Below are 19,754 nucleotides of genomic sequence, written 5' to 3' on the forward strand. Positions count from 1 at the left end.
GAACATTGGGCTTTGTTGAGCGAAGGACGTAAAAAAGGGCGCCGAAGCGCCCTCATCCACTGTTCCACGTGAAACAATCACTTCAGGAAAGCGTCGTAACCCGTCTTGAAGATCAGTACCGTCACCACCACCAGGAACAAGCGGCGCACGAAACCGCTGCCGTGCTTGAGCGCCAGCCTGGTGCCCAGGATGGAGCCGCACACCTGGCACACCGCCATCATCAAGCCCAGCTGCCAGATCAAATGGCCGCTGTAGCCGAACCACACCAGCGCGGCGAAGTTGCAGGCCACGTTGACCACCTTGGCCACCGCGGACGCCGCCAGGAAGTCGAAGCCGAAGAAGCGCACAAACAGGAACACCAGGAAGCTGCCGGTGCCCGGGCCAAAGAAGCCGTCATAGAAGCCGATGGCCGCGCCGATGATCACCGCCCACACCTGCTCGCGCACGCCGCTGTGCAGCGGCGCGTGCACGCTGCCCAGGTCCTTCTTCCAGAACGTGTAGGCCGCCACCGCGATCAGCACCACCGGCAGCAGGCTGCGCATGAAGTCCGCCGGGATGCGGGTGACGGTGTAAGCGCCAAGGAAGGCAAACACCAGCGCCGACACGGAAGCCGGCGCGGCGGTCGACCAGGCGATGCGCACGCGGCGCGCATAGTTGACGGCGGCTGCCGCCGTGCCGAAGATGGACGCCAGTTTGTTCGTGCCCAGCAAGGTGGCCGGCGCCGTCCCCTGGAACACCGAGAAGATCACGGGGATCTGTATCAGCCCGCCCCCGCCCACCACCGCATCGACCAAGCCAGCCGAAAACGCCGCCACACCCAACACCAGATATTCCACCATCACCAGCCACCGCTCACGCAAACAAAGAAGCCCATCATTCTACGGAAGAAACCCCCTCGCCGCCTACCGAGCTGAGCCGCATTCGGGGTCTGACCCCGAATGCGGCTCAGGCTGGCAGGTTTTGGTGTAAGCTGGAATGCCAACATTCTTCGCCAGCTAACAGCCAACCTCGCCATGAATGACTTTCCTGCTTTCGCTTTCAGTACCGTTGCCCACATCGTTTCTGAACTGGGCGCGGCCCGGAAATTGGGGGAGCTGGTGCGCGCGCGCTTTCCGTCCGCGCAGCGCGCGCTGCTGGTGACCGATCCGGGCTTCTTGAAAACCGGATTGGTGCAAGCGCCAGCCGATAGCCTGGCGGCAGCCGGCTTCCACGTGAAAATCTATTCGGATGTGGTGGCCGATCCGCCCGAGCAGGTGGTGCTGGCGGCTGTGGCTGCCGCGCGCGAGCATGAGGCCGATGTGGTCATCGGCCTGGGCGGCGGCAGCTCCATGGACGTGGCCAAGCTGATCGCCGTGCTGGCCGGCAGCGAGCAGCCCATCGCCGCCATCTATGGCATCGGCAACGTGCGGGGCACGCGCCTGCCGCTGGTGCAGATGCCCACCACGGCCGGCACCGGTTCCGAGGTCACCAATATCGCCATCGTCACCACCGGCGAAACCACCAAGATGGGTGTGGTGGCGCCCCAGCTGTATGCCGACTTGGCCATCCTGGACGCCGAGCTGACCACGGGCCTGCCCGCCATGGTGACCGCAGCCACCGGCATCGACGCCATGGTGCACGCGATCGAGGCCTACACCAGCCGCCATAAAAAGAACCCGCTGTCGGACATGCTGGCGCGCCAGGCGCTGGGACTGCTGTCGCGCAACCTGATACCGGCCTGCGAGAACGGCGGCAACCTGGCCGCGCGCCAGGCCATGCTGCTGGGCGCCATGCTGGCGGGACAGGCGTTTTCCAACGCCCCGGTGGCGGCCGTGCATGCGCTGGCCTATCCGATAGGCGGCATCTTCCATGTACCGCACGGTTTGTCGAATTCGCTGGTGCTGCCGCATGTGATGCGCTTCAATGCACCGGCGGCCGCGCCGCTGTACGCGGAGCTGGCCGCGATCGTGGTGCCGCATGCGGAGGGATCGGTGGAGGCAAGATCGGAAGCGCTGATTGTTGCCATGCAGCAAATTGCCACCATCTCGGGCATAGAGCGCAGCCTGCAGCAAGTGGGCATCGCCGAGAGCGACCTGGACCGCCTGGCCGACGACGCCATGCTGCAAACCCGCTTGCTGGGGAATAATCCGCGCGAGGTGAGCCGCGCGGATGCCAGAGCGATTTACGCCGCAGCGCTGTGAAGACTTAGTTGGGCACGTCCACCGTGCTGTTGCCCACGGTGATGGCGTTGTTGCCGGCGGCAGCGGCGATCGGCGGCAGGTTGGCCGCTGTGATCGGCACGGCGTTGCTGGCACGCGTGGTGGTGCGCACCACCTGCGACGGCGGCAACGGCGCTCCGGTCGGATTACGCAGATTGGCGTACACCGCATCGAGCGCGCGGAACAGGTAGACGTGCAGCGGCACCACATTGGCCGGCAGCGCGTTGGCGAAGGAATCGAAGTGGTTGGCGTTGGTCACTTCGATGTAGCGCAGCTTGCTGGCACTGCCCTCCGCCGTCGCGTTCAGCCCCAGGTAGGCGCGCGACGCATGGTTGACCGGGATCAGCGCGTCGCTGCGGCCCGCCACGATAATCGCCGGCTTGCCCTTCAGATTCCCGCTGGCTAGCACTTCGGCCACGCCGGCTTTCACGCGCGCGCTCTGGTCCGCCAGCGTGCCGCTGAGCGCAGCGCCCGTCACGGGATTGGCGCCGGTGGCCAGCGAGCGCAGGCACAGGAAGCCGTCCAGCGACTGGTCTGCCGCATTGGTCGACGGCGACACGCCCAGGTTGTAGGCCTTGGCCCCGCCCACCGAATTCTCGTAAATCACGCTGCCGATGATGCCGTTCTGCGTGGCGAAGCTGGACGCCTTCACGGCAGCCGACAATGCCGCCGGCGCGCCGGTGGCGTCCACGCCCGCGAAGGTGAAGCCGCACACCTTGTCGAGCGCGCTGAACTTGCCGTAGGCATAGGCATAGGTGACCGCCACCAGGATGTTGGTGCCCGCGTGCGAAGCCTGCAGCACCTCGGCGTCCGCATTCCAGCCGTAGGCTTTCAGGCGCGCCTTGGCGTCGTTCTGCTGGTCCAGCAGGCTGGCACCGGTTAGCAGGCCCTTGGCCGCCAGTGCACTGCAGCGTCCGCCGGACGCAGTTTCCGCCAGGCAGGGCTGGTACAGCGCGGCGAAGGTGGAATAGTCGAACAGGGCTTTCCCCTGGGAAGGCACAGCAGCCCCGCCAAGGCGCACGGTATAGCCGGTGGCTGCCTTGGGCTGGATTTGCGGCTCCGTGGCCGCCACGGCGCTGATAAGGCCCTTGGTGTCCTGCTCCGCAGCCAGCAAGGCCGCGCCGGCGCCGTTCGAGATGCTGGACGCGATCGCCACGCTGTTTTTCGGCGTCAGCCGCACCAGGTGGCTTTTGCCGTCCGAGGCCAGCTGGCCGTAGCGCTCGTTGAGCACGTAATAGGCGAACTCCACCGCCTGCAGGGTGATCTTGCCCCAGTCCTTCTCCGGGTTCTGCTGCGAGTGCGCATGCTTGAAGGCGACGCGGCCCGGGTTGCTGGCGGCGAAGGCGGCCCGCTCGGCTTCGGTATAGGCCGGGGAGAAATTGGCGCCCTTGCCGGCCGCCGCGCGCGTGGCGCGCTGGCCGTTCTGCAGGTTCACGCTGTCGTCCTCGAAGGTGTACAGGCCAGTGCCGCTGCCCTTGTCGGCATAGGCCACGGCGCAGTTGTTCTTCAGGCCCCACTCGCCCGCGCTGCCGATGGCGCCGTAAATGCCGCGCGAGCCGCTGGAGGTGCCGGTGACGATGCAGGGGTTGATGGGGTCGAAGGTGGCCGGCACCTGCACCAGCAGGGTCACGTTCTGCTTGCCCGTGCCGTCGTCGGCGTAGGCGATGTATTCGGTGCCCGCCACCCGGCCCTCGCCGGTGCCCGCCACGCCGGCCGCGCTGACGTTGGGGCCGTACATGGTGCCCCAGCCGCTGTTGGCGCTGATGTCGAGCACGGCGCGGTAGTTGGCGTAGATGGCGTTGCGGCGCAGTTCGGCCGGGGTGGGTTTCAGCGGGTCCGCGTAGGCGGGCGCGGCGGCGGCGGCCAGGCCGGTGCGGCCCAGGCCGCCCGTCAGCAGGTCGTCCGAGCTGCCGTCGTAGCTGATGCTGCTGACCGCGCTCAGGTAGGACGGCAGCACGTTCAGTTCCTCCGGCGTGTTGCTGTTGTCGCCGCAGGACGCGAGCGTGGCAACGGCGGCGGCGATCAGGGTAAGCTTGCTGGCGATGCGGATTGTATTTTTCATTTGGTCTCCTCCATCTTGCAGGTTGGTAGTCAAAAAAAACGCCGGACGAGTCCGGCGTTCTTGCTCATTCAGGCTAGCTTCTTCTGACCGAAGCGCGCCACGATTTCCCCTATTATTCCGCGCCGGAACAGCAGCACGCAGGCCACGAAAATCAAGCCGGTCACCATGCTGACCGCCTCGCCCAGCGTATTGAACCATTCCACGCCGGTGTTGCGGGCCAGGAAGGTGCCGATGTCGCCCAGCTTGTTTTCCAGCATGATGATGATGACGGCGCCCAGCATGGGGCCGGCCAGCGTGCCCATGCCGCCGACCAGGGTCATCAGGATCACCAGGCCGGACATGGTCCAGTGCACGTCGGTCAGCGTTTCAAAGCCCAGCACCACGGTCTTGGTGGCGCCGGCCAGGCCGGCCAGCGCGGCCGACAGCACAAAGGCCATCAGCTTGTAGCGGTCCACGTCGTAGCCCAGCGAGATGGCGCGCGGCTCGTTTTCCTTGATGGCTTTGAGCACCTGGCCGAACGGCGAATGCACGGTGCGCACGATCAGCGCGAAGCCGGCCACGCAGATGGCCAGCACCACGAAATACAAGGTGGTGTCGTTGCCGAGGTCGATGGCGCCGAACAGCTTTCCACGGGGAACGCCCTGCAGGCCGTCCTCGCCGCCGGTGAACGGCGAGCGCAGCGCCACATAGGACACCAGCTGCGCCAGCGCCAGCGTAATCATGGAGAAATAGATGCCTTGGCGGCGGATCGCCAGGCTGCCCATCACCAGGCCGATCAGCGCCGCGCCCGCCACGCCGGCCAGCAGGCCCAGCTCGAAGGGCCAGCCCAGGTCGCGCAGCACATAGCCGGCCATATAGCCGGCGCCGCCGAAGAAGGCGGCGTGGCCGAAGGACAGCAGGCCGGTAAAGCCGATCAGCAGGTTGAACGCGCAGGCGAACAGCGAGAAGCACAGCAGCTTCATCAGGAACACCGGATAGCCCACGAAGGGCGCGGCCAGTGCAATGGCCAGAACGATGGCGTAGCCAATTTTCTTATTCATGGAAGTAGCCTTATTTCTCTTTGCCGAACAGGCCGGCGGGACGCAGCAGCAGCACGATGACCATCACCACGAACACCACCACGGCCGAGCCCTCGGGATAGAACACGCGAGTCATGCCCTCGATCACGCCCAGCGCCAGGCCGGTCAGGATGGAGCCCATGATGGAGCCCATGCCGCCGATCACCACCACGGCGAACACCACGATGATGAGGTTGGAGCCCATCAGCGGCGAGACCTGGATAATGGGCGCGGCCAGCACGCCGGCGAAGCCCGCCAGCGCCACGCCGAAGCCGTAGGTCAGGGTCACCATCAGCGGCACGTTGATGCCGAACGCTTCCACCAGCTTGGGGTTTTCGGTGCCGGCGCGCAGATAGGAGCCGAGCTTGGTTTTCTCGATCACATACCAGGTGGCCAGGCACACCGTGAGCGAAGCGACCACCACGAAGCCGCGGTAGTTCGGCAGGAACATAAAGCCCAGGTCGGTTGCGCCCTGCAGCAGCGCCGGCGTTTCAAACGGCTGGCCGGACACGCCGTAGAAGGAGCGGAACACGCCCTCCACCACCAGCGTGATGCCGAAGGTCAGCAGCAGGCCGTACAGGTGGTCCAGCTTGTAGAGCCAGCGCAGCATGGTCTTCTCGATGATGATGCCGAAAATGCCGACCACGATGGGCGCCAGCGCCAGCATGGCCCAGTAGTTCAGGCCGAAATACGTCATGCCTATCCAGGCCAGGAAAGCGCCCATCATGTACAGGGCGCCGTGCGAAAAATTGATCACGTTCAGCAAGCCGAAGATCACGGCCAGGCCGAGCGACAGCATGGCATAGAAGGAGCCGTTGACGAGGCCCAGCAGCAGCTGGCTCATCATTGCAGGCAGGGGGACGCCGAATATATCCATATCTACTTGATTCCAGAAGAGGTAGAGCGGTAGGGCGGGTTGGGGCGCCGCCCCTAACCCGCCATATGCAGCGCGGGCGCGCTACAGGGTTACTTCCAGAGCGCGCACTTGGTCTCGGCCTTGGTCACATAAGCCTGGTCGCCCGGAATGGTGGCCACCACCTTGTAGTAGTCCCAAGGGTATTTCGATTCCGCCTGCTTCTTCACTTCCATCAGATACATATCGTGCACCATGCGGCCGTCCTGGCGGATCACGCCGCCCTTGGCGAACATGTCGTTGATCGGCGTTTTCTTCAGCTGCGCCATCACCTTGTCCGAGTCGTCGGTGCCGACCGCTTTCACGGCCTTCAGGTAGTTGGCGGTGGCCGAGTAGTCGGCCGCCTGCAGCATGGACGGCTCCTTCTTCATCTTCTCGAAGTAGCGCTTGGACCAGGCGCGGGTGTCGGGATTCAGGTCCCAGTACCAGCCGTCGGTCAGATACATGCCCTGGGTGGTGTTCAGGCCCAGCGAGTGGATGTCGTTGATAAAGATCAGCAGGCCGGCCAGCTTCATCTTCTTGGTAATGCCGAACTCGTTGGCCGCCTTGATGGAGTTGATGGCGTCGCCGCCGGCGTTGGCCAGGCCCAGGATCTGCGCGCCGGACGACTGCGCCTGCAGCAGGAAGGACGAGAAGTCCGACGCCGACAGCGGATGCTTGACGCTGCCCAGCACCTTGCCGCCGGCCGCTTTCACCACGTCCGAGGTGTCCTTTTCCAGCGAGGCGCCGAAGGCGTAGTCGGCGGTCATGAAGTACCAGTTCTTGCCGCCCTGCTTGGAGATGGCCCCGCCGGTGCCGCGCGCCAGCGCCACGGTGTCGTAGGCGTAGTGCACGGTGTAGGGCGTGCACTCCTCGTTGGTCAGGCGGGCCGAGCCCGCGCCGATGGAGATGAAGATCTTTTTCTTCTCGCCCGCCACCTTGGCCATGGCCAGGTTGGCGCCCGAGTTGGTGCCGCCGATCAGCAGGTCCACGCCCTGCTGGTCAAACCATTCGCGCGCCTTCGAGGCGGCGATGTCGGCCTTGTTCTGGTGGTCGGCGGAGATGAATTCAACTTTCTTGCCGGCGATAACAACGCCGGCATCGGCGATCGCCATCTTGATCGCTTCCGCGCCGCCCAGGCCGTCGATATCGGAATACAGGCCGGACATGTCGGTGATGAAGCCGATCTTGATGGTGTCGCCGGACACCTGGGCTTGCGCGCCGCAGGCCAGGCCTAGGGCGCAAACTGCTGCGGTTGCGGTGGCGATGGTTTTGAGTTTCATTTTTGTCTCCGTCCTTAAAGGTTTTGTTGTAGTACGGTAAAAATCAGACGCCCAGCAGTTCGGTCAACACTGGCATCTTGGCGCTCAACTCCGATGCAGCAAAAGTCTCGACGATCTGACCATGCTCCATCACGTAAAACCGGTCCGCCAACGGAGCGGCGAAGCGGAAATTCTGTTCCACCATGACGATGGTGTAGCCCTTGGCTTTCAGGGTGGTGATCATGCGCGCCAGGCCCTGCACGATGACCGGCGCCAGGCCCTCCGAAATCTCGTCCAGCAGCAGCAGGCGCGCGCCGGTGCGCAGGATGCGCGCCACCGCCAGCATCTGCTGCTCGCCGCCGGACAAGCGCGTGCCCTGGCTGTGCTTGCGCTCCTCCAGGTTGGGGAACATGGCGTAGATTTCCTCGACCGGCATGCCCTTCTCGCCGGTGGCCAGCTGCGGCGGCAGCAGCAGGTTTTCCTCGGTCGACAACGAGGCGAAAATGCCGCGCTCCTCGGGGCAATAGCCTATGCCCAGGTGGGCCACTTTATGCGTCGGCAGATCGATGGCTTCCACGCCGTTGACCTTGATCGAACCTTTGCGCGCGCCGGTCAGCCCCATAATGGCGCGCAGGGTGGTGGTGCGGCCGGCGCCGTTACGCCCAAGCAGGGTCACCACCTCACCCGGCTGCACCGTGATGTTCACGTTGTGCAGGATGTGCGATTCGCCGTACCAGGCCTGCAGATTGCTGATTTCCAGAGCCGCCGCCATCAGTGCGCCCCCGCCAGTTCGGCCGCTTCGGTGCCCATATAGGCCTCCATCACCTGCGGGTTCTTCGACACCTCGGCATAGCTGCCCTCGGCCAGCATGGCGCCGCGCTGCAGCACCGAAATCTTGTCGCAAATACCAGACACCACGTTCATATTGTGTTCCACCATCAAAATGGTGCGGCCGGCCGACACCTTCTTGATCAGCTCGGTTACGCGGTGCACGTCCTCATGGCCCATGCCCTGGGTGGGCTCGTCGAGCAGCATCAGTTCCGGCTCCATGGCCAGCGTGGTGGCGATCTCCAGCGCGCGCTTGCGGCCGTAGGGCATGTCCACCGTGACGGTGTCGGCGAACTCGGTCAGGTCCACTTCGGCCAGCAGTTCCATGGCGCGCGCGTTGAGCTGGTTCAGCGAGCTTTCGCTGCGCCAGAAATGGAAGGTGGTGCCGAGCTGGCGCTGGAGGCCGATGCGCACGTTCTGCAGCACGGTCAGGTGGGGAAAAACAGCGGAAATCTGGAACGAACGTATCACCCCCATGCGCGCGATATGGGCGGGCCTGGCGGCGGTGATGTCCTTGCCGTTGAACAGGATCTGGCCCGAGGTCGGCACCAGGAATTTGGTCAGCAAGTTGAAGCAGGTGGTTTTGCCGGCGCCGTTGGGGCCGATCAATGCGTGTATGTGGCCGCGCTGGACCTTCAAATTCACGTCGTTTACAGCAGTGAAACCTTTGAATTCCTTGGTCAAATTTCTTGTTTCCAAGATGAAGTTTGACATCGTATCTCCTGGTTATTCTTTATAAACTGCCAAATTTTCAACCGATCATACACACAAAAAAAATCATGAACAATACAGTATAAATACCATCAAGCTAGCAAGTTTGGCTACAAACCGGCTGGCTTGATCTGGCTCAAAATATCAGGTCCGATTCCACGCGGAATGTATCATCTGCGCGGCTTTCTCCGCGATCATGATGGTCGGCGAATTGGTGTTGCCGGAGGTAATAAATGGCATGACGGACGCGTCCGCCACCCGTAGTCCTGCTACACCGCGCACCCGCAATTCGCTGTCGACCACCGCCAGAGTGTCGTTTTTTTGCCCCATGCGGCAGGTGCCCACCGGGTGGAAGATGGTGGTGCCGATGGCGCTGGCCGCCGCCGCCAGTTCCTCGTCGCTCTGGAACTCGGGGCCGGGCTTGAATTCCGTCGGCCGGTACGGCGCCAGCGCGGGTGCGGCGGCGATGCGGCGCGTCAGTTTCAGCGCGTCCGCCGCCACCTGGCGGTCTTCCGGCGTGCTCAGATACATGGGCGTGATCTTGGGCGGCGCATAGGAATCGGCGCTGGCGATGCGGATATGGCCGCGCGAGGTGGGCCGCAGGTTGCACACGCTGGCGGTGAAGGCCGGGAAAGCGTGCAGCGGGTCGCCGAACTTTTCCAGCGACAGCGGCTGTACGTGGTATTGCAGATTGGGCGTGGCCTGGCCCGCGTCCGAGCGGGCGAAGGCGCCCAGCTGCGACGGCGCCATCGACATGGGCCCGCTCTGGAACAGCGCATACTCCATGCCGATGCGCATCTTGCCCAGCCAGTTGCCTGCCAGCACATTCAGCGTCTTCACGCCGTCCACCTTGAACACCATGCGCAGCTGCAAATGGTCCTGCAGATTGCCGCCCACGCCCGGCACATCGGCCACCGGCGCCACGCCCAGCTGCTGCAGCATGCCGGCCGGGCCTATGCCGGACAGCTGCAGCAAGGCCGGCGAACCGACCGCGCCGGCGGCCAGGATGGTTTCCCGCCTGGCCTCGGCCCGCCACTGCGTGCCGCCGCCGGTGAACACCACGCCCTTGCAGACCGGCCCCTGCTCTCCTTGCTCCACCAGCAGCTTTTCCACATGGCAGCCCGTCATCAAGGTGAAATTGGGCCGCGCCGATGCCTGTTTCAGGAAAGCCTTGGCCGTGTTCCAGCGTATGCCGCGCTTCTGGTTGACCTCGAAATAGGCGCAGCCCAGGTTGTCGCCCCGGTTGAAATCGTCCACTTTCGGAATGCCGGTCTGCTCGGCCGCGTCGCGGAAAGCGTCCAATATCTGCCAGGACAGGCGCTGCTTTTCCACCCGCCACTCGCCGCCGGCGCCATGAAACTCGCTGGCGCCGCCGTGATGGTCCTCGCTCTGGCGGAACAGCGGCAGCACCGCGTCCCAGCGCCAGCTGTCGTCGCCGCAGGCTTCGGCCCAGCGGTCGTAATCGCCGGCCTGGCCGCGCATATAAATCATGCCGTTGATGGAAGAACTGCCGCCCAGCACTTTGCCGCGCGGATAAATCAGGCTGCGCCCGCCCAGGCCGGCGTCCGCCTCGGTGCGGTACAGCCAGTCGGTGCGGGGATTGTTGATGCAATGCAGATAGCCCACCGGGATGTGTATCCACAGATAGTCGTCCCTGCCGCCCGCCTCGATCAGCAGCACCTGTACGTTTTTATCGCGCGTCAGGCGGTTGGCCAGCACACAGCCGGCAGTGCCGGCGCCGATGATGATGTAGTCGAACTGTCCCGCAGATTCCAAAGACCACTCCTTGCGCTGTATTACGTGTATTGGACTGCTCAGCCTGCTTTCATTTCCTTCAGCAAGGTTTCCACCAATCTCGCCGCCGGCATGCCGCGCGCGCGGTTCACGCTGCTGCCGCACCACAGCGACATCCACTCGGTGTCGCCGCGCCGCGCCGCCTCCGCGCGTATGCTGCCGGTCAGCGCGTTTTGCACCGGATAGGCCGGCACCTGCAATTCCACATCGGCCATTACCCGCATGAACCGGTTCTCCAGGCCGCGCGCGTAGCGGCCGGAAAAGGCGCGCGTCTGCCGCGTGGGACGGTCGCCCGCCGTCAGCAGCGCCTGTTTATAGGCCGGATGGATGCCGGATTCATTGGTCACAAGGAAAGCCGTGCCCATTTGCACCGCCTTGGCGCCGGCTGCCAGCGCGCGCTGGATATCCTTGCCGTCCATAATGCCGCCGGCCGCAATCACCGGAATGCGCACTGCCGCCACCACCGACGGCAGCAGCTCGAAGGTGGTCAGCGTGGCGTCTTTCTGCGCCCCGATGAAGGTGCCGCGATGGCCGCCCGCCTCCACGCCGGAGGCCACCACCGCGTCCGCCCCCGCCGCCTGCCAGGCCAGCGCCTCGGCTATCGTCGTCACGGTGCCGATCACGGCGATGCCGGCCGCGTGCAAGCTGGCCACCTGCACCGGGCTGAGAATGTCGAAGGTAAAACTCGCCACGGCCGGGCGCAATTCCAGCAGCGTTGCAAACTGGGCCGCGAAATCCTCGCACCATTTGGCGGGCGTGGGCAGTTCGCTCCACCCCAGCTCCTGGTAAACCGGTTTCAGCAGTTCTTTCGCGCCTTCCACGCTGGCGGCGTCCGGCGCCGGCGTTCCCTGGACAAAGAAATTGATCAAAAACGGGCGGTCCGTCAGCGCGCGGATGGCTGCCACCTGGCTGCGCAGCGCATCCGGCGACAGCAGCGAACCGGCCAGCGAACCCAGCGCGCCGGCGTTCGACACGGCCGCCACTTGCTCGGGCGTATTGCTGCCGCCGGCCATGGGGCCCTGGATGATGGGGTGGGAAAACAGGGACAGCAACTCCATTACAGCCTCCTGGCACCTGTTGATAACTATCTGGATATCCACAGGCATGGTTTGTGAGTAAGCAAAAGGTAAACCTGGGCGCGGAAAATTGTCCAGATACAGTCCTTCCGCCGTACACCGTATACCCGCCGTGTTGTACAGCGTGCAAACGACTGATTCTAATCCAGTTAACCCGGTTATCCACAGAAAAGTGGCGACGTTAACAACTACTACTATTTTGTATACCTATCTTTTAAAGTAAACCAAGGACTTCTTACCCGGCCCTGACGGAAAGAAACCACAACTGCAAAGCTGCAACTACAACGCTTTACCCTTATACTGAACTCGCAGCTTTCAACCAGCCCAGAGCCGGAGTTGCCGTGGCCTATCAGCGCAAAACAACGGAAATCGTCCGCTCGCAAGCCTACCTGCGCTTTCGCACGCGTCTGCTGTCCGGCTTGCTGACCATGGCGATGATCGCTATCGCGGTAGTCGCCTGGCAACTGCATACTTCCTACATCGAGCGCGAAGCAGGCCTGCGCCGCCAGACCCAGCACTTCGCACGCGCCATGGAAGCGCATGTGCTCTACGCCATCCAGTTTGCCGACTTGTCGCTGATCGGCTTTTCCAACGCCATCAAAGTCCTGCCCCCTGAAAGCTCGGCCGACACCATCGCCGCCCTGCTCTCCTCGCGCAGTTCCTCTTTCACCCACGATTTCTGGATCAGTTTCATCGACGCCAACGGAAAAGGCGTCGCCACCTCCAACCAGCTGCCTATCATCGGCGTGGACTACACCGACCGCGACTATTTCCTGTTCCACAAAAACGGCGACGGCACTTCCCCCTACCAGCTCTACATCAGCGGCCCCTCGCTGGGGAAAGTATCGAACCAGAAACTGCTATTTATCAGCCGCAGAGTGGAAGACAAGCAAGGCCGCTTCCTCGGCATCATCGTCGCGCCCCTGGATGTGGCCCGTTTCGTCGCTGTCTTTGAAAATTCCCGCATCACCGACGATGTTTCCATCAGCTTGATCCATCGCAACGGCCGCCTGATCGCCCGCGCGCCGCAAGTTGAAGCAGCTTTCAATCTGGACCTCTCCGGCAGCGTCTTGTTTGCGCATCTGAAAGACAGTCCCACCGGCACCTTCCGCGCGGCCAGCATGGTGGACCAGATATCCCGCGTGTTCAGCTACCGCGCTCTAAGCAATCTGCCGCTCATCATCGCCGTCGGCGGCACGGATAAGGATGCGGTCTGGTTCGCCAGCCCCACCTTCATTGTCGGCAGTGCCGGCCTGGCCCTGCTCCTGCTGTTGATACTGCTGAGCGGCATGTTCGCGCTCAAATCCTATGCAAAACTGGAAGAACGCGAACTGCGCTACCGCCAGCTGTACAACTCCAGCCGCGAAATGGAAACCAAGCTGTCCGTCAGCGAGGAAAGATTGCGCTTGATTGCAGACAATCTCCCCATCATGATCACCTATGTGGATTGCGAGGAGCGCTACACTTTCACCAACCAGCTGTTCGACCAGGTATTTGAGATCAGCCAGCAGGCGGCCTTGGGAAAAACCGTGGCAGAAGTGGTCGGCCCGGCTGTCTACGCCATATCCAGGCCGCATTTGCACAAAGCGCTGGCCGGCCAGATGGTCTATTTCGAGCGTCCGCTCGAGACCAGCAAGGGCGTGCGCTGGGACGGCATCAGCTATGTGCCGGATTTCGACCCCGCCGGCCAGGTACGCGGCCTGTTCGTCATGGCGGAAGACATCACGGCCCGCCGCGCCAGCGAAGCCACCATGAAACTGGCAACCTTGATGTATGAAAACAGCAGCGAAGGCATGATGGTGACGGATGCCGACGGCAAAATCCTGTCCGTCAACCCGGCATTTTCCCGCCTGAGCGGCTATAGCGAAGACGAAGTGAAAGGCCATTGGGCCTACGAACTGACCTCCGGCCGGCAGGACCAGGACTTTTTCCGCCGCATGCAGAACGCGCTGCGCCACAACGGCGAGTGGGAAGGCGAAGTCTGGCACCAGAACAAACAGGGCGAGCACTACCTGGTATCAATGCGCTTCAACGCGGTATTCGACGAAAACGGCCAGGCCTACCGGCGCGTGGCCCTGTTCTGCGACATCACCAAGAAAAAAGCCACCGAAGAGCTGATCTGGCGCCAGGCCAACTTCGACGCCCTGACCGGATTGCCCAACCGCCGCATGTTCCAGGAGCGGATGCGGCAGGAAATCCGGAAAGCCGAGCGCTCCAGCCTGCCCATGGCCCTGGTATTTATCGATCTGGACGGCTTCAAGGCCGTCAACGACACCTTCGGCCACTCCATGGGCGACCTCTTGCTGAAAGAGGCGGCAAACAGGCTCAGCCACTGCGTGCGGGGCACCGACGTCGTGTCCAGGCTGGGCGGGGACGAGTTCACCGTCATCGCCGGCGAGCTCAACGACAGCGGCGACGTGCAGCGCATAGCCCAGGGAATCCTGTCCAGCCTGGCCGCTCCCTTCCTGCTGGGGCAGGAAACCGCCCATATTTCCGCCAGCATAGGCATCGCGCTGTTCCCGGACGATGCGACCGACCCTGAAATCCTGCTCAAGAACGCGGATCAGGCCATGTATTTCGCCAAACAGCACGGCCGCAACTGCTATCACTACTATGGAAGCTTCCCGCCTGTTGATAAGTCTATGGATATCCACAGGGCGAGATGTGAGTAAGGAAGTGGAAAGTCCACAGAGCAAAATTTATCCAAGTTTTGCCCCCGAACTGATACAGCGCTTGTCCTGCCGCTTATCTTTTCTGTAAATATATGATTTTTATGCGTTTAAGGCAGTTATCCACAGCAAAACCGGCGTTTACTATTACTATCATTTTATATAAAAGCTTTAGTTAACAAACTAAGGAAGACGCGGATTTTGCATGCTTTGCACTGCAGACCAAAAAACAAGCAAAAACAGCGATTGTGGATAAGGTGCTGGATATCCACAGGATGACTTGTGGGAAAAGCAGCCACTTACGCACCGCGAAAATCTTGTCCAGAAGTCCTCCTGCGTAGATACAATGCTTGTTCATGTGCTTGTAAACGCTGTAAACGCTTGATTTTTCACTTGTTAACAGACTTATCCACAAAAAAACGCCGGTTTACTATCTACTACTATTTTTTATATATATTTTTGTTGTAAACCTATAAAAGAACGCGAAGCGGAAAAACGGAGGAAAAATGCGTCTTGGCATCATCAGTGCTCTCGCAGAAGAACAAAACGGGCTGATAGAAGCCATGGAACACGCCGCCAAGGTCAGCCACGGCATGCGCGACTACACTGCAGGCAGGCTTTGGGGTGTAGACAGCGTCTGCGTGCTGTCCCGTATAGGCAAAGTAGCCGCTGCAATGACGGCCAGCATCCTTGTGGAAAAGTTCGGAGTTACCCACATCGTCTTCACTGGCGTGGCAGGTAGTGGAGACTTGGGCGTCAGGGTGGGCGATGTGGTGGTTGCAGACAGCCTGGTCCAGCACGACATGGACGCCAGCCCGCTCTTCCCCAGGTTCGAAATCCCGCTGACGGGGCAATCACGCATCGCCAGCGACCGCGAACTGACGCGCCGGCTCTCCGCTGCAGCACGCAATTTCCTGCAAAACGAGCCCGGCAGCCCCCAATTCCACCGCGGCCTGATCGCCAGCGGCGACCAATTCATCAACAAACGCACCCAGCTGGCGGCCCTGAAAGACGCCCTGCCCGAATTACTGGCAGTGGAAATGGAAGGCGCAGCGGTAGCGCAAGTGTGTTTCGAGCTAGGCATCCCCTTCGGCATCATCCGCACCATCTCCGACAACGCCAACGAAGACGCGGCTGTGGATTTCATGCACTTTGTCCACACCGTCGCCTCCCGCTACGCCTATAACATCCTGAAACACTTCTGCCAGCCCCAATAAGGGGTCAGGGTTGATTATTTTTTCAGGCAAGGCCGGCCTGGCGGATTGATCTGGCACTGCAAACTGGTCAATTCCTCGACCTTGTGGATAAATTCGGAATTACCCACAGGCTTGTTGTGGTTCAGCGCGTTGCGTATAGCGTTCAACAGATCGTCGCTAAGGTGTTGGCCGAACATGGCGCCATAGGCCGCGCTGCCCCAAGGTGCAGCGGCACGTCGTCAAGCTGAATGTGGGGTGGATGGGGGATTTTTGGGGGGCGGAAATAAAAAAAGCCAGGCGGGGAGCCTGGCTTGGGGGGAGCGGGGGGACTTAGACGCTGAGGGTCATCAGGCTGGCGTTGCCGCCGGCGGCGGTGGTGTTGACGCACAGGGCGCGCTCGGCCACCAGGCGCCACAGCGGGAGGGCTTCGTCCGCCAGGGTGTCTATAAGGGCCACCAGAGCCCCGTCACGGGCCGCCAGCTGCTCGCGCACACCCGGGGCCAGGGCGGACTCAACCAAGGCCACCTGGAAGCTGCAATCGATGCTGCTGAGGTTGCTTACCTGCTGGACCTGGTCCAGTACCGCCGCAGGCAGGTCCGCAGGCAAGGTTTTGCAGACGGCGATGGCGCGGTTGCCGGTGGCCAGCGTGGCAGCGAGCTGGTTCAGCAGCACGTCTTCCGAGTCGGCCAGGCAGACCACCGTGCCGCGCGGGGCAAAGCTCAGGGTGTTGCGCTCGCCGGTGGGGCCCGGCAGCTCGATGGTGCTGCCCAGCGCGGTGCTGTGGGCGTACTGGTCGGCCAGGGCGACCACTGTCTGCTTGCCTTTGCCTTTGGCCCACACTTGCAGCGCGTCCAGCGCCGGGGTGGACAGGCGTGCGTGCTGGGCCGGCGTGACGGCGCCGCGCTGCAGGCGTTTCAGGTAGAGCGGGCCGCCGGCTTTGGGGCCGGTGCCGGACTTGCCTTCGCCGCCGAAGGGCTGCACGCCCACCACCGCGCCCACGATGTTGCGGTTGATGTAGATGTTGCCCACATGCGCGCGCGCCGTGATGAAGTCTATGGTTTCGTCGATGCGCGAATGCACGCCCAGGGTCAGGCCGTAGCCGCTGGTGTTGATCTGCTCGACGATCTTGCCCAGGTCGGCGCGCTTGTAGCGGATCACGTGCATGACGGGGCCGAACACTTCCTTGCTCAACTCGGCCAGCGAGCGGATTTCCAGCACGGTGGGCGGCACGAAGGTGCCGGCCGCAGCCACGGGCACGTTGAGCGAGAAGTGGTTCACGGCGGTCTTTTTCATCGCTTCGATATGGCTCAGCAGGTTTTGCTGCGCTTCGCTGTCGATGACGGGACCGATGTCGGTGATCAGGCGGTCCGGGCTGCCGATGTTCAGTTCGCCCATCGCGCCTTTCAGCATTTTGATGGTCTTGTCGGCAATGTCTTCCTGCAGGAATAGTACGCGCAGCGCCGAGCAGCGCTGGCCGGCGCTGTCGAAGGCGGAGGAGATGGCGTCCTGCACCACCTGCTCTGGCAGCGCGGAGGAGTCGACGATCATCGCGTTCTGGCCGCCGGTTTCGGCGATCAGCGGGATGTCTGCGCCTTCGGCCACCGCGCGCTTGGCCAGGGTGCGGTTGATCAGCTGCGCCACTTCGGTGGAGCCGGTGAAGATCACGCCTTTCACGCGCGCGTCGTTGCACAGGCCTGCGCCGACCACTTCGCCGCGGCCGGGCAGGAATTGCAGCGCGGCGCGCGGTACGCCCGCTTCGTGCATCAGCTGCACCGCGCGGTGGGCGATCAGCGGGGTTTGTTCGGCCGGCTTGGCCAGCACCACGTTGCCGGCTGCCAGCGCGGCGGCGGCCTGGCCGGTGAAGATGGCCAGCGGGAAGTTCCACGGGCTGATGCAGGTCACCGGACCGAGCGCCAGCGTGTTGGCCGACGAGCTCACCTGCTGCGCGTAGTAGCGCAGGAAGTCCACCGCTTCGCGGATCTCGGCGATGGCGTTCGGCAGCGACTTGCCCGCTTCGCGGATGGCCAGCGCCATCAGTTCCAGCATGTTCTGCTCGAACAGGTCGGCCGCGCGCGTCAGGGCGGCGGCGCGCAGCGAGGGTTCGGTGGTCTGCCAGTCCATGGCGAATTCGCTGGCGCTGGCCAGCGCGCTGTCGACGTCGGCGGCGGTGGCTTCGGTCACGCTGCCGACCGTGTCGCCGCGCTGGGCCGGATTCACCACCGGCTGCGAGGGCTGGCCTATGGTCAGCGCGCCCGCCAGCAGCGGACCGGCGCTCCAGCTGCGCGGCTCGGCCAGCGTTGCGGCCACCTGGCGCAGCACGTCCTCATTGGACAGGTCCAGGCCGGCGGAGTTGCGGCGCTCGGCGCCGAACAAGTCCAGCGGCAGGCGGATGGAAGGATGCGGGGCGCCGCCCTGCTCGCGCGCGGCGTCGATCGGGTTCTTGATCAGCGATTCCACGGGAATGGCTTCGTCCACGATCTGGTTCACGAAGGACGAGTTGGCGCCGTTTTCCAGCAGGCGGCGCACCAGGTAGGCCAGCAGCGTTTCATGCGAGCCGACCGGGGCGTAGATGCGGCAGGCCTTGTCCAGGTTGTCCTTGCCCACCACCTGGTCGTACAGCGATTCGCCCATGCCGTGCAGGCACTGGAATTCGTAGTTGGTCACGCCCGCTTCCTTGGCCCAGGTGTGGATGGTGGCCAGGGTTTGCGCGTTGTGGGTGGCGAACTGCGCGAAGATGCGGTCGGTGGCGCCCAGCAGCTTCTGCGCGCACACCAGGTAGGACACGTCGGTGTAGACCTTGCGCGTGTAGACCGGATAGCCGGGCATGCCGTCCACCTGGGCGCGCTTGATCTCGGCGTCCCAGTAGGCGCCCTTCACCAGGCGCACCATGAAGTTGCGGCCGCTGCGCTTGGCCAGGTCGATCAGGTAGTCGATCACGAAGGGGCAGCGTTTCTGGTAAGCCTGCACCACGAAGCCGATGCCGTCGAAGCCTTCCAGCGCCGGATTGAAGGCCATCGCCTCCATCAGGTCCAGCGACAGTTCCAAGCGGTCGGCTTCCTCGGCGTCGATGTTCAGGCCGATGTTGTATTGCTTGGCCAGCAGCACCAGCGCGGTCAGGCGCGGCAGCAGCTCGTCCATCACGCGGGCGTGCTGGGCGCGCGAGTAGCGCGGGTGCAGCGCCGACAGTTTCACGGAGATGCCGGGGCCGTCCTTGATGCCGCGGCCGTTCGAGGCGCGGCCGATGGCATGGATGGCCGATTCATAGGCGCTGTAATAGTGGGCTGCGTCGGCCTCGGTCAGCGCGGCTTCACCCAGCATGTCGTAGGAATAGCGGTAGCCGCGCGCCTCGTTCGGCTCGCCGTTCTTGATCGCTTCGGCGATGGTCTGGCCGGTCACGAACTGGTTGCCCAGCATGCGCATGGCCAGGTCCACGCCCTTGCGGATCAGCGGCTCGCCGCCCTTGGCGATCAAGCGGGTGATGGCCGAACCCAGGCCCTGCTCGCTGCTCGAGCCGACCAGCTTGCCGGTCACCAGCAAGCCCCAGGTGGCGGCATTGACGAACATGGACGGCGATTCGCCCAGGTGCTTGCGCCAGTCGCCCTTGCTGATCTTGTCGGCGATCAGGCGGTCGGCGGTGGCGCTGTCGGGGATGCGCAACAGTGCTTCGGCCAGGCACATCAGCGCCACGCCTTCCTCGGAGGACAGCGAAAACTCATGCATCAGCGCGTCCACGCCGGAGGCGCGGGTGCGCTCCTTGCGCACGGACGACACCAGGCGGTGCGCCAGCGCCTGCGCCTCGGCGGCGCCGCTTTCGCGGACCTGGCCCAGCAGCCACTGCACGGCGCCGGCTTCGTCGCGGCGGTAGGCGGCGGTGATGGCGGCGCGCTGCGGGCTGGGCTCGCGCAGGATTTCGGCTTGCAGGGTGGAGAACGGAGCGGCCGTGGCCGGATTGACTGCTTGCATGGGAAGGCTTTCTACAATGGGAATTCAAGGCGCGCGCATGGAAAA

General features: G+C 63.4%; 13 protein-coding genes. 3 read left to right on the forward strand and 10 right to left on the reverse strand.

Annotation, left to right across the window (positions count from 1 at the left end):
• Positions 1 to 77: 77 nt before the first annotated feature.
• Positions 78 to 839, reverse strand: a complete 762-nt coding sequence (locus AC07S4_RS18530) for a sulfite exporter TauE/SafE family protein (RefSeq protein WP_494988256.1) — start codon at positions 837 to 839, stop codon at positions 78 to 80.
• A gap of 174 nt (positions 840 to 1,013) precedes the next feature.
• Between AC07S4_RS18530 and AC07S4_RS18535 the strand changes: the two genes are divergently transcribed.
• The gene (locus tag AC07S4_RS18535) at positions 1,014 to 2,180 is read left to right on the forward strand and encodes an iron-containing alcohol dehydrogenase (protein WP_494988052.1); all 1,167 of its coding nucleotides are present in this window, start codon (positions 1,014 to 1,016) and stop codon (positions 2,178 to 2,180) included.
• Positions 2,181 to 2,184: 4 nt separating this feature from the next.
• Here the strand turns inward: AC07S4_RS18535 and AC07S4_RS18540 are convergent, their stop codons facing one another.
• The 8 genes from AC07S4_RS18540 to AC07S4_RS18575 all read right to left on the reverse strand — a co-directional run bounded on the left by AC07S4_RS18540 (position 2,185) and on the right by AC07S4_RS18575 (position 11,863).
• A complete protein-coding gene (locus tag AC07S4_RS18540; protein ID WP_494988053.1) occupies positions 2,185 to 4,260 on the reverse strand; it encodes a 3-hydroxybutyrate oligomer hydrolase family protein in 2,076 nt (691 codons plus the stop codon).
• Positions 4,261 to 4,328: 68 nt separating this feature from the next.
• On the reverse strand, positions 4,329 to 5,300 hold the full coding sequence (locus AC07S4_RS18545) for a branched-chain amino acid ABC transporter permease (RefSeq protein WP_494988054.1): 972 nt from the start codon (positions 5,298 to 5,300) through the stop codon (positions 4,329 to 4,331).
• 10 nt (positions 5,301 to 5,310) lie between these two features.
• Positions 5,311 to 6,195 (reverse strand): branched-chain amino acid ABC transporter permease, encoded by an 885-nt coding sequence (locus AC07S4_RS18550; RefSeq protein ID WP_161070256.1) that lies wholly within the window; start codon positions 6,193 to 6,195, stop codon positions 5,311 to 5,313.
• 89 nt (positions 6,196 to 6,284) lie between these two features.
• Positions 6,285 to 7,493 (reverse strand): ABC transporter substrate-binding protein, encoded by a 1,209-nt coding sequence (locus AC07S4_RS18555; protein ID WP_494988055.1) that lies wholly within the window; start codon positions 7,491 to 7,493, stop codon positions 6,285 to 6,287.
• A gap of 43 nt (positions 7,494 to 7,536) precedes the next feature.
• Entirely contained in the window at positions 7,537 to 8,244 is a 708-nt protein-coding gene (locus AC07S4_RS18560; protein WP_057154276.1) for an ABC transporter ATP-binding protein, read from the reverse strand.
• The gene (locus tag AC07S4_RS18565) at positions 8,244 to 9,014 is read right to left on the reverse strand and encodes an ABC transporter ATP-binding protein (RefSeq protein WP_494988056.1); all 771 of its coding nucleotides are present in this window, start codon (positions 9,012 to 9,014) and stop codon (positions 8,244 to 8,246) included. Before AC07S4_RS18565 ends, AC07S4_RS18560 begins: the two co-directional genes overlap by 1 nt.
• 141 nt (positions 9,015 to 9,155) lie before the next feature.
• The gene (locus AC07S4_RS18570; RefSeq protein WP_494988057.1) at positions 9,156 to 10,787 is read right to left on the reverse strand and encodes a GMC family oxidoreductase; all 1,632 of its coding nucleotides are present in this window, start codon (positions 10,785 to 10,787) and stop codon (positions 9,156 to 9,158) included.
• 38 nt (positions 10,788 to 10,825) lie between these two features.
• Positions 10,826 to 11,863 (reverse strand): NAD(P)H-dependent flavin oxidoreductase, encoded by a 1,038-nt coding sequence (locus tag AC07S4_RS18575; protein ID WP_494988058.1) that lies wholly within the window; start codon positions 11,861 to 11,863, stop codon positions 10,826 to 10,828.
• Between the two features lie 359 nt (positions 11,864 to 12,222).
• Between AC07S4_RS18575 and AC07S4_RS18580 the strand changes: the two genes are divergently transcribed.
• Both AC07S4_RS18580 and AC07S4_RS18585 read left to right on the forward strand, forming a co-directional pair.
• Positions 12,223 to 14,553: a diguanylate cyclase domain-containing protein gene (locus AC07S4_RS18580; protein WP_494988059.1), complete on the forward strand. Its 2,331-nt coding sequence runs from the start codon at positions 12,223 to 12,225 to the stop codon at positions 14,551 to 14,553.
• 503 nt (positions 14,554 to 15,056) lie between these two features.
• Positions 15,057 to 15,767, forward strand: coding sequence for a 5'-methylthioadenosine/adenosylhomocysteine nucleosidase (locus AC07S4_RS18585; RefSeq protein WP_494988060.1), 711 nt, complete (start codon positions 15,057 to 15,059; stop codon positions 15,765 to 15,767).
• 309 nt (positions 15,768 to 16,076) lie between these two features.
• Here the strand turns inward: AC07S4_RS18585 and putA are convergent, their stop codons facing one another.
• The gene (gene putA, locus AC07S4_RS18590) at positions 16,077 to 19,709 is read right to left on the reverse strand and encodes a trifunctional transcriptional regulator/proline dehydrogenase/L-glutamate gamma-semialdehyde dehydrogenase (protein WP_494988061.1); all 3,633 of its coding nucleotides are present in this window, start codon (positions 19,707 to 19,709) and stop codon (positions 16,077 to 16,079) included.
• Positions 19,710 to 19,754: the final 45 nt, after the last annotated feature.

Source organism: Pseudoduganella sp. GW821-FHT05F09 (genome assembly GCF_059419605.1).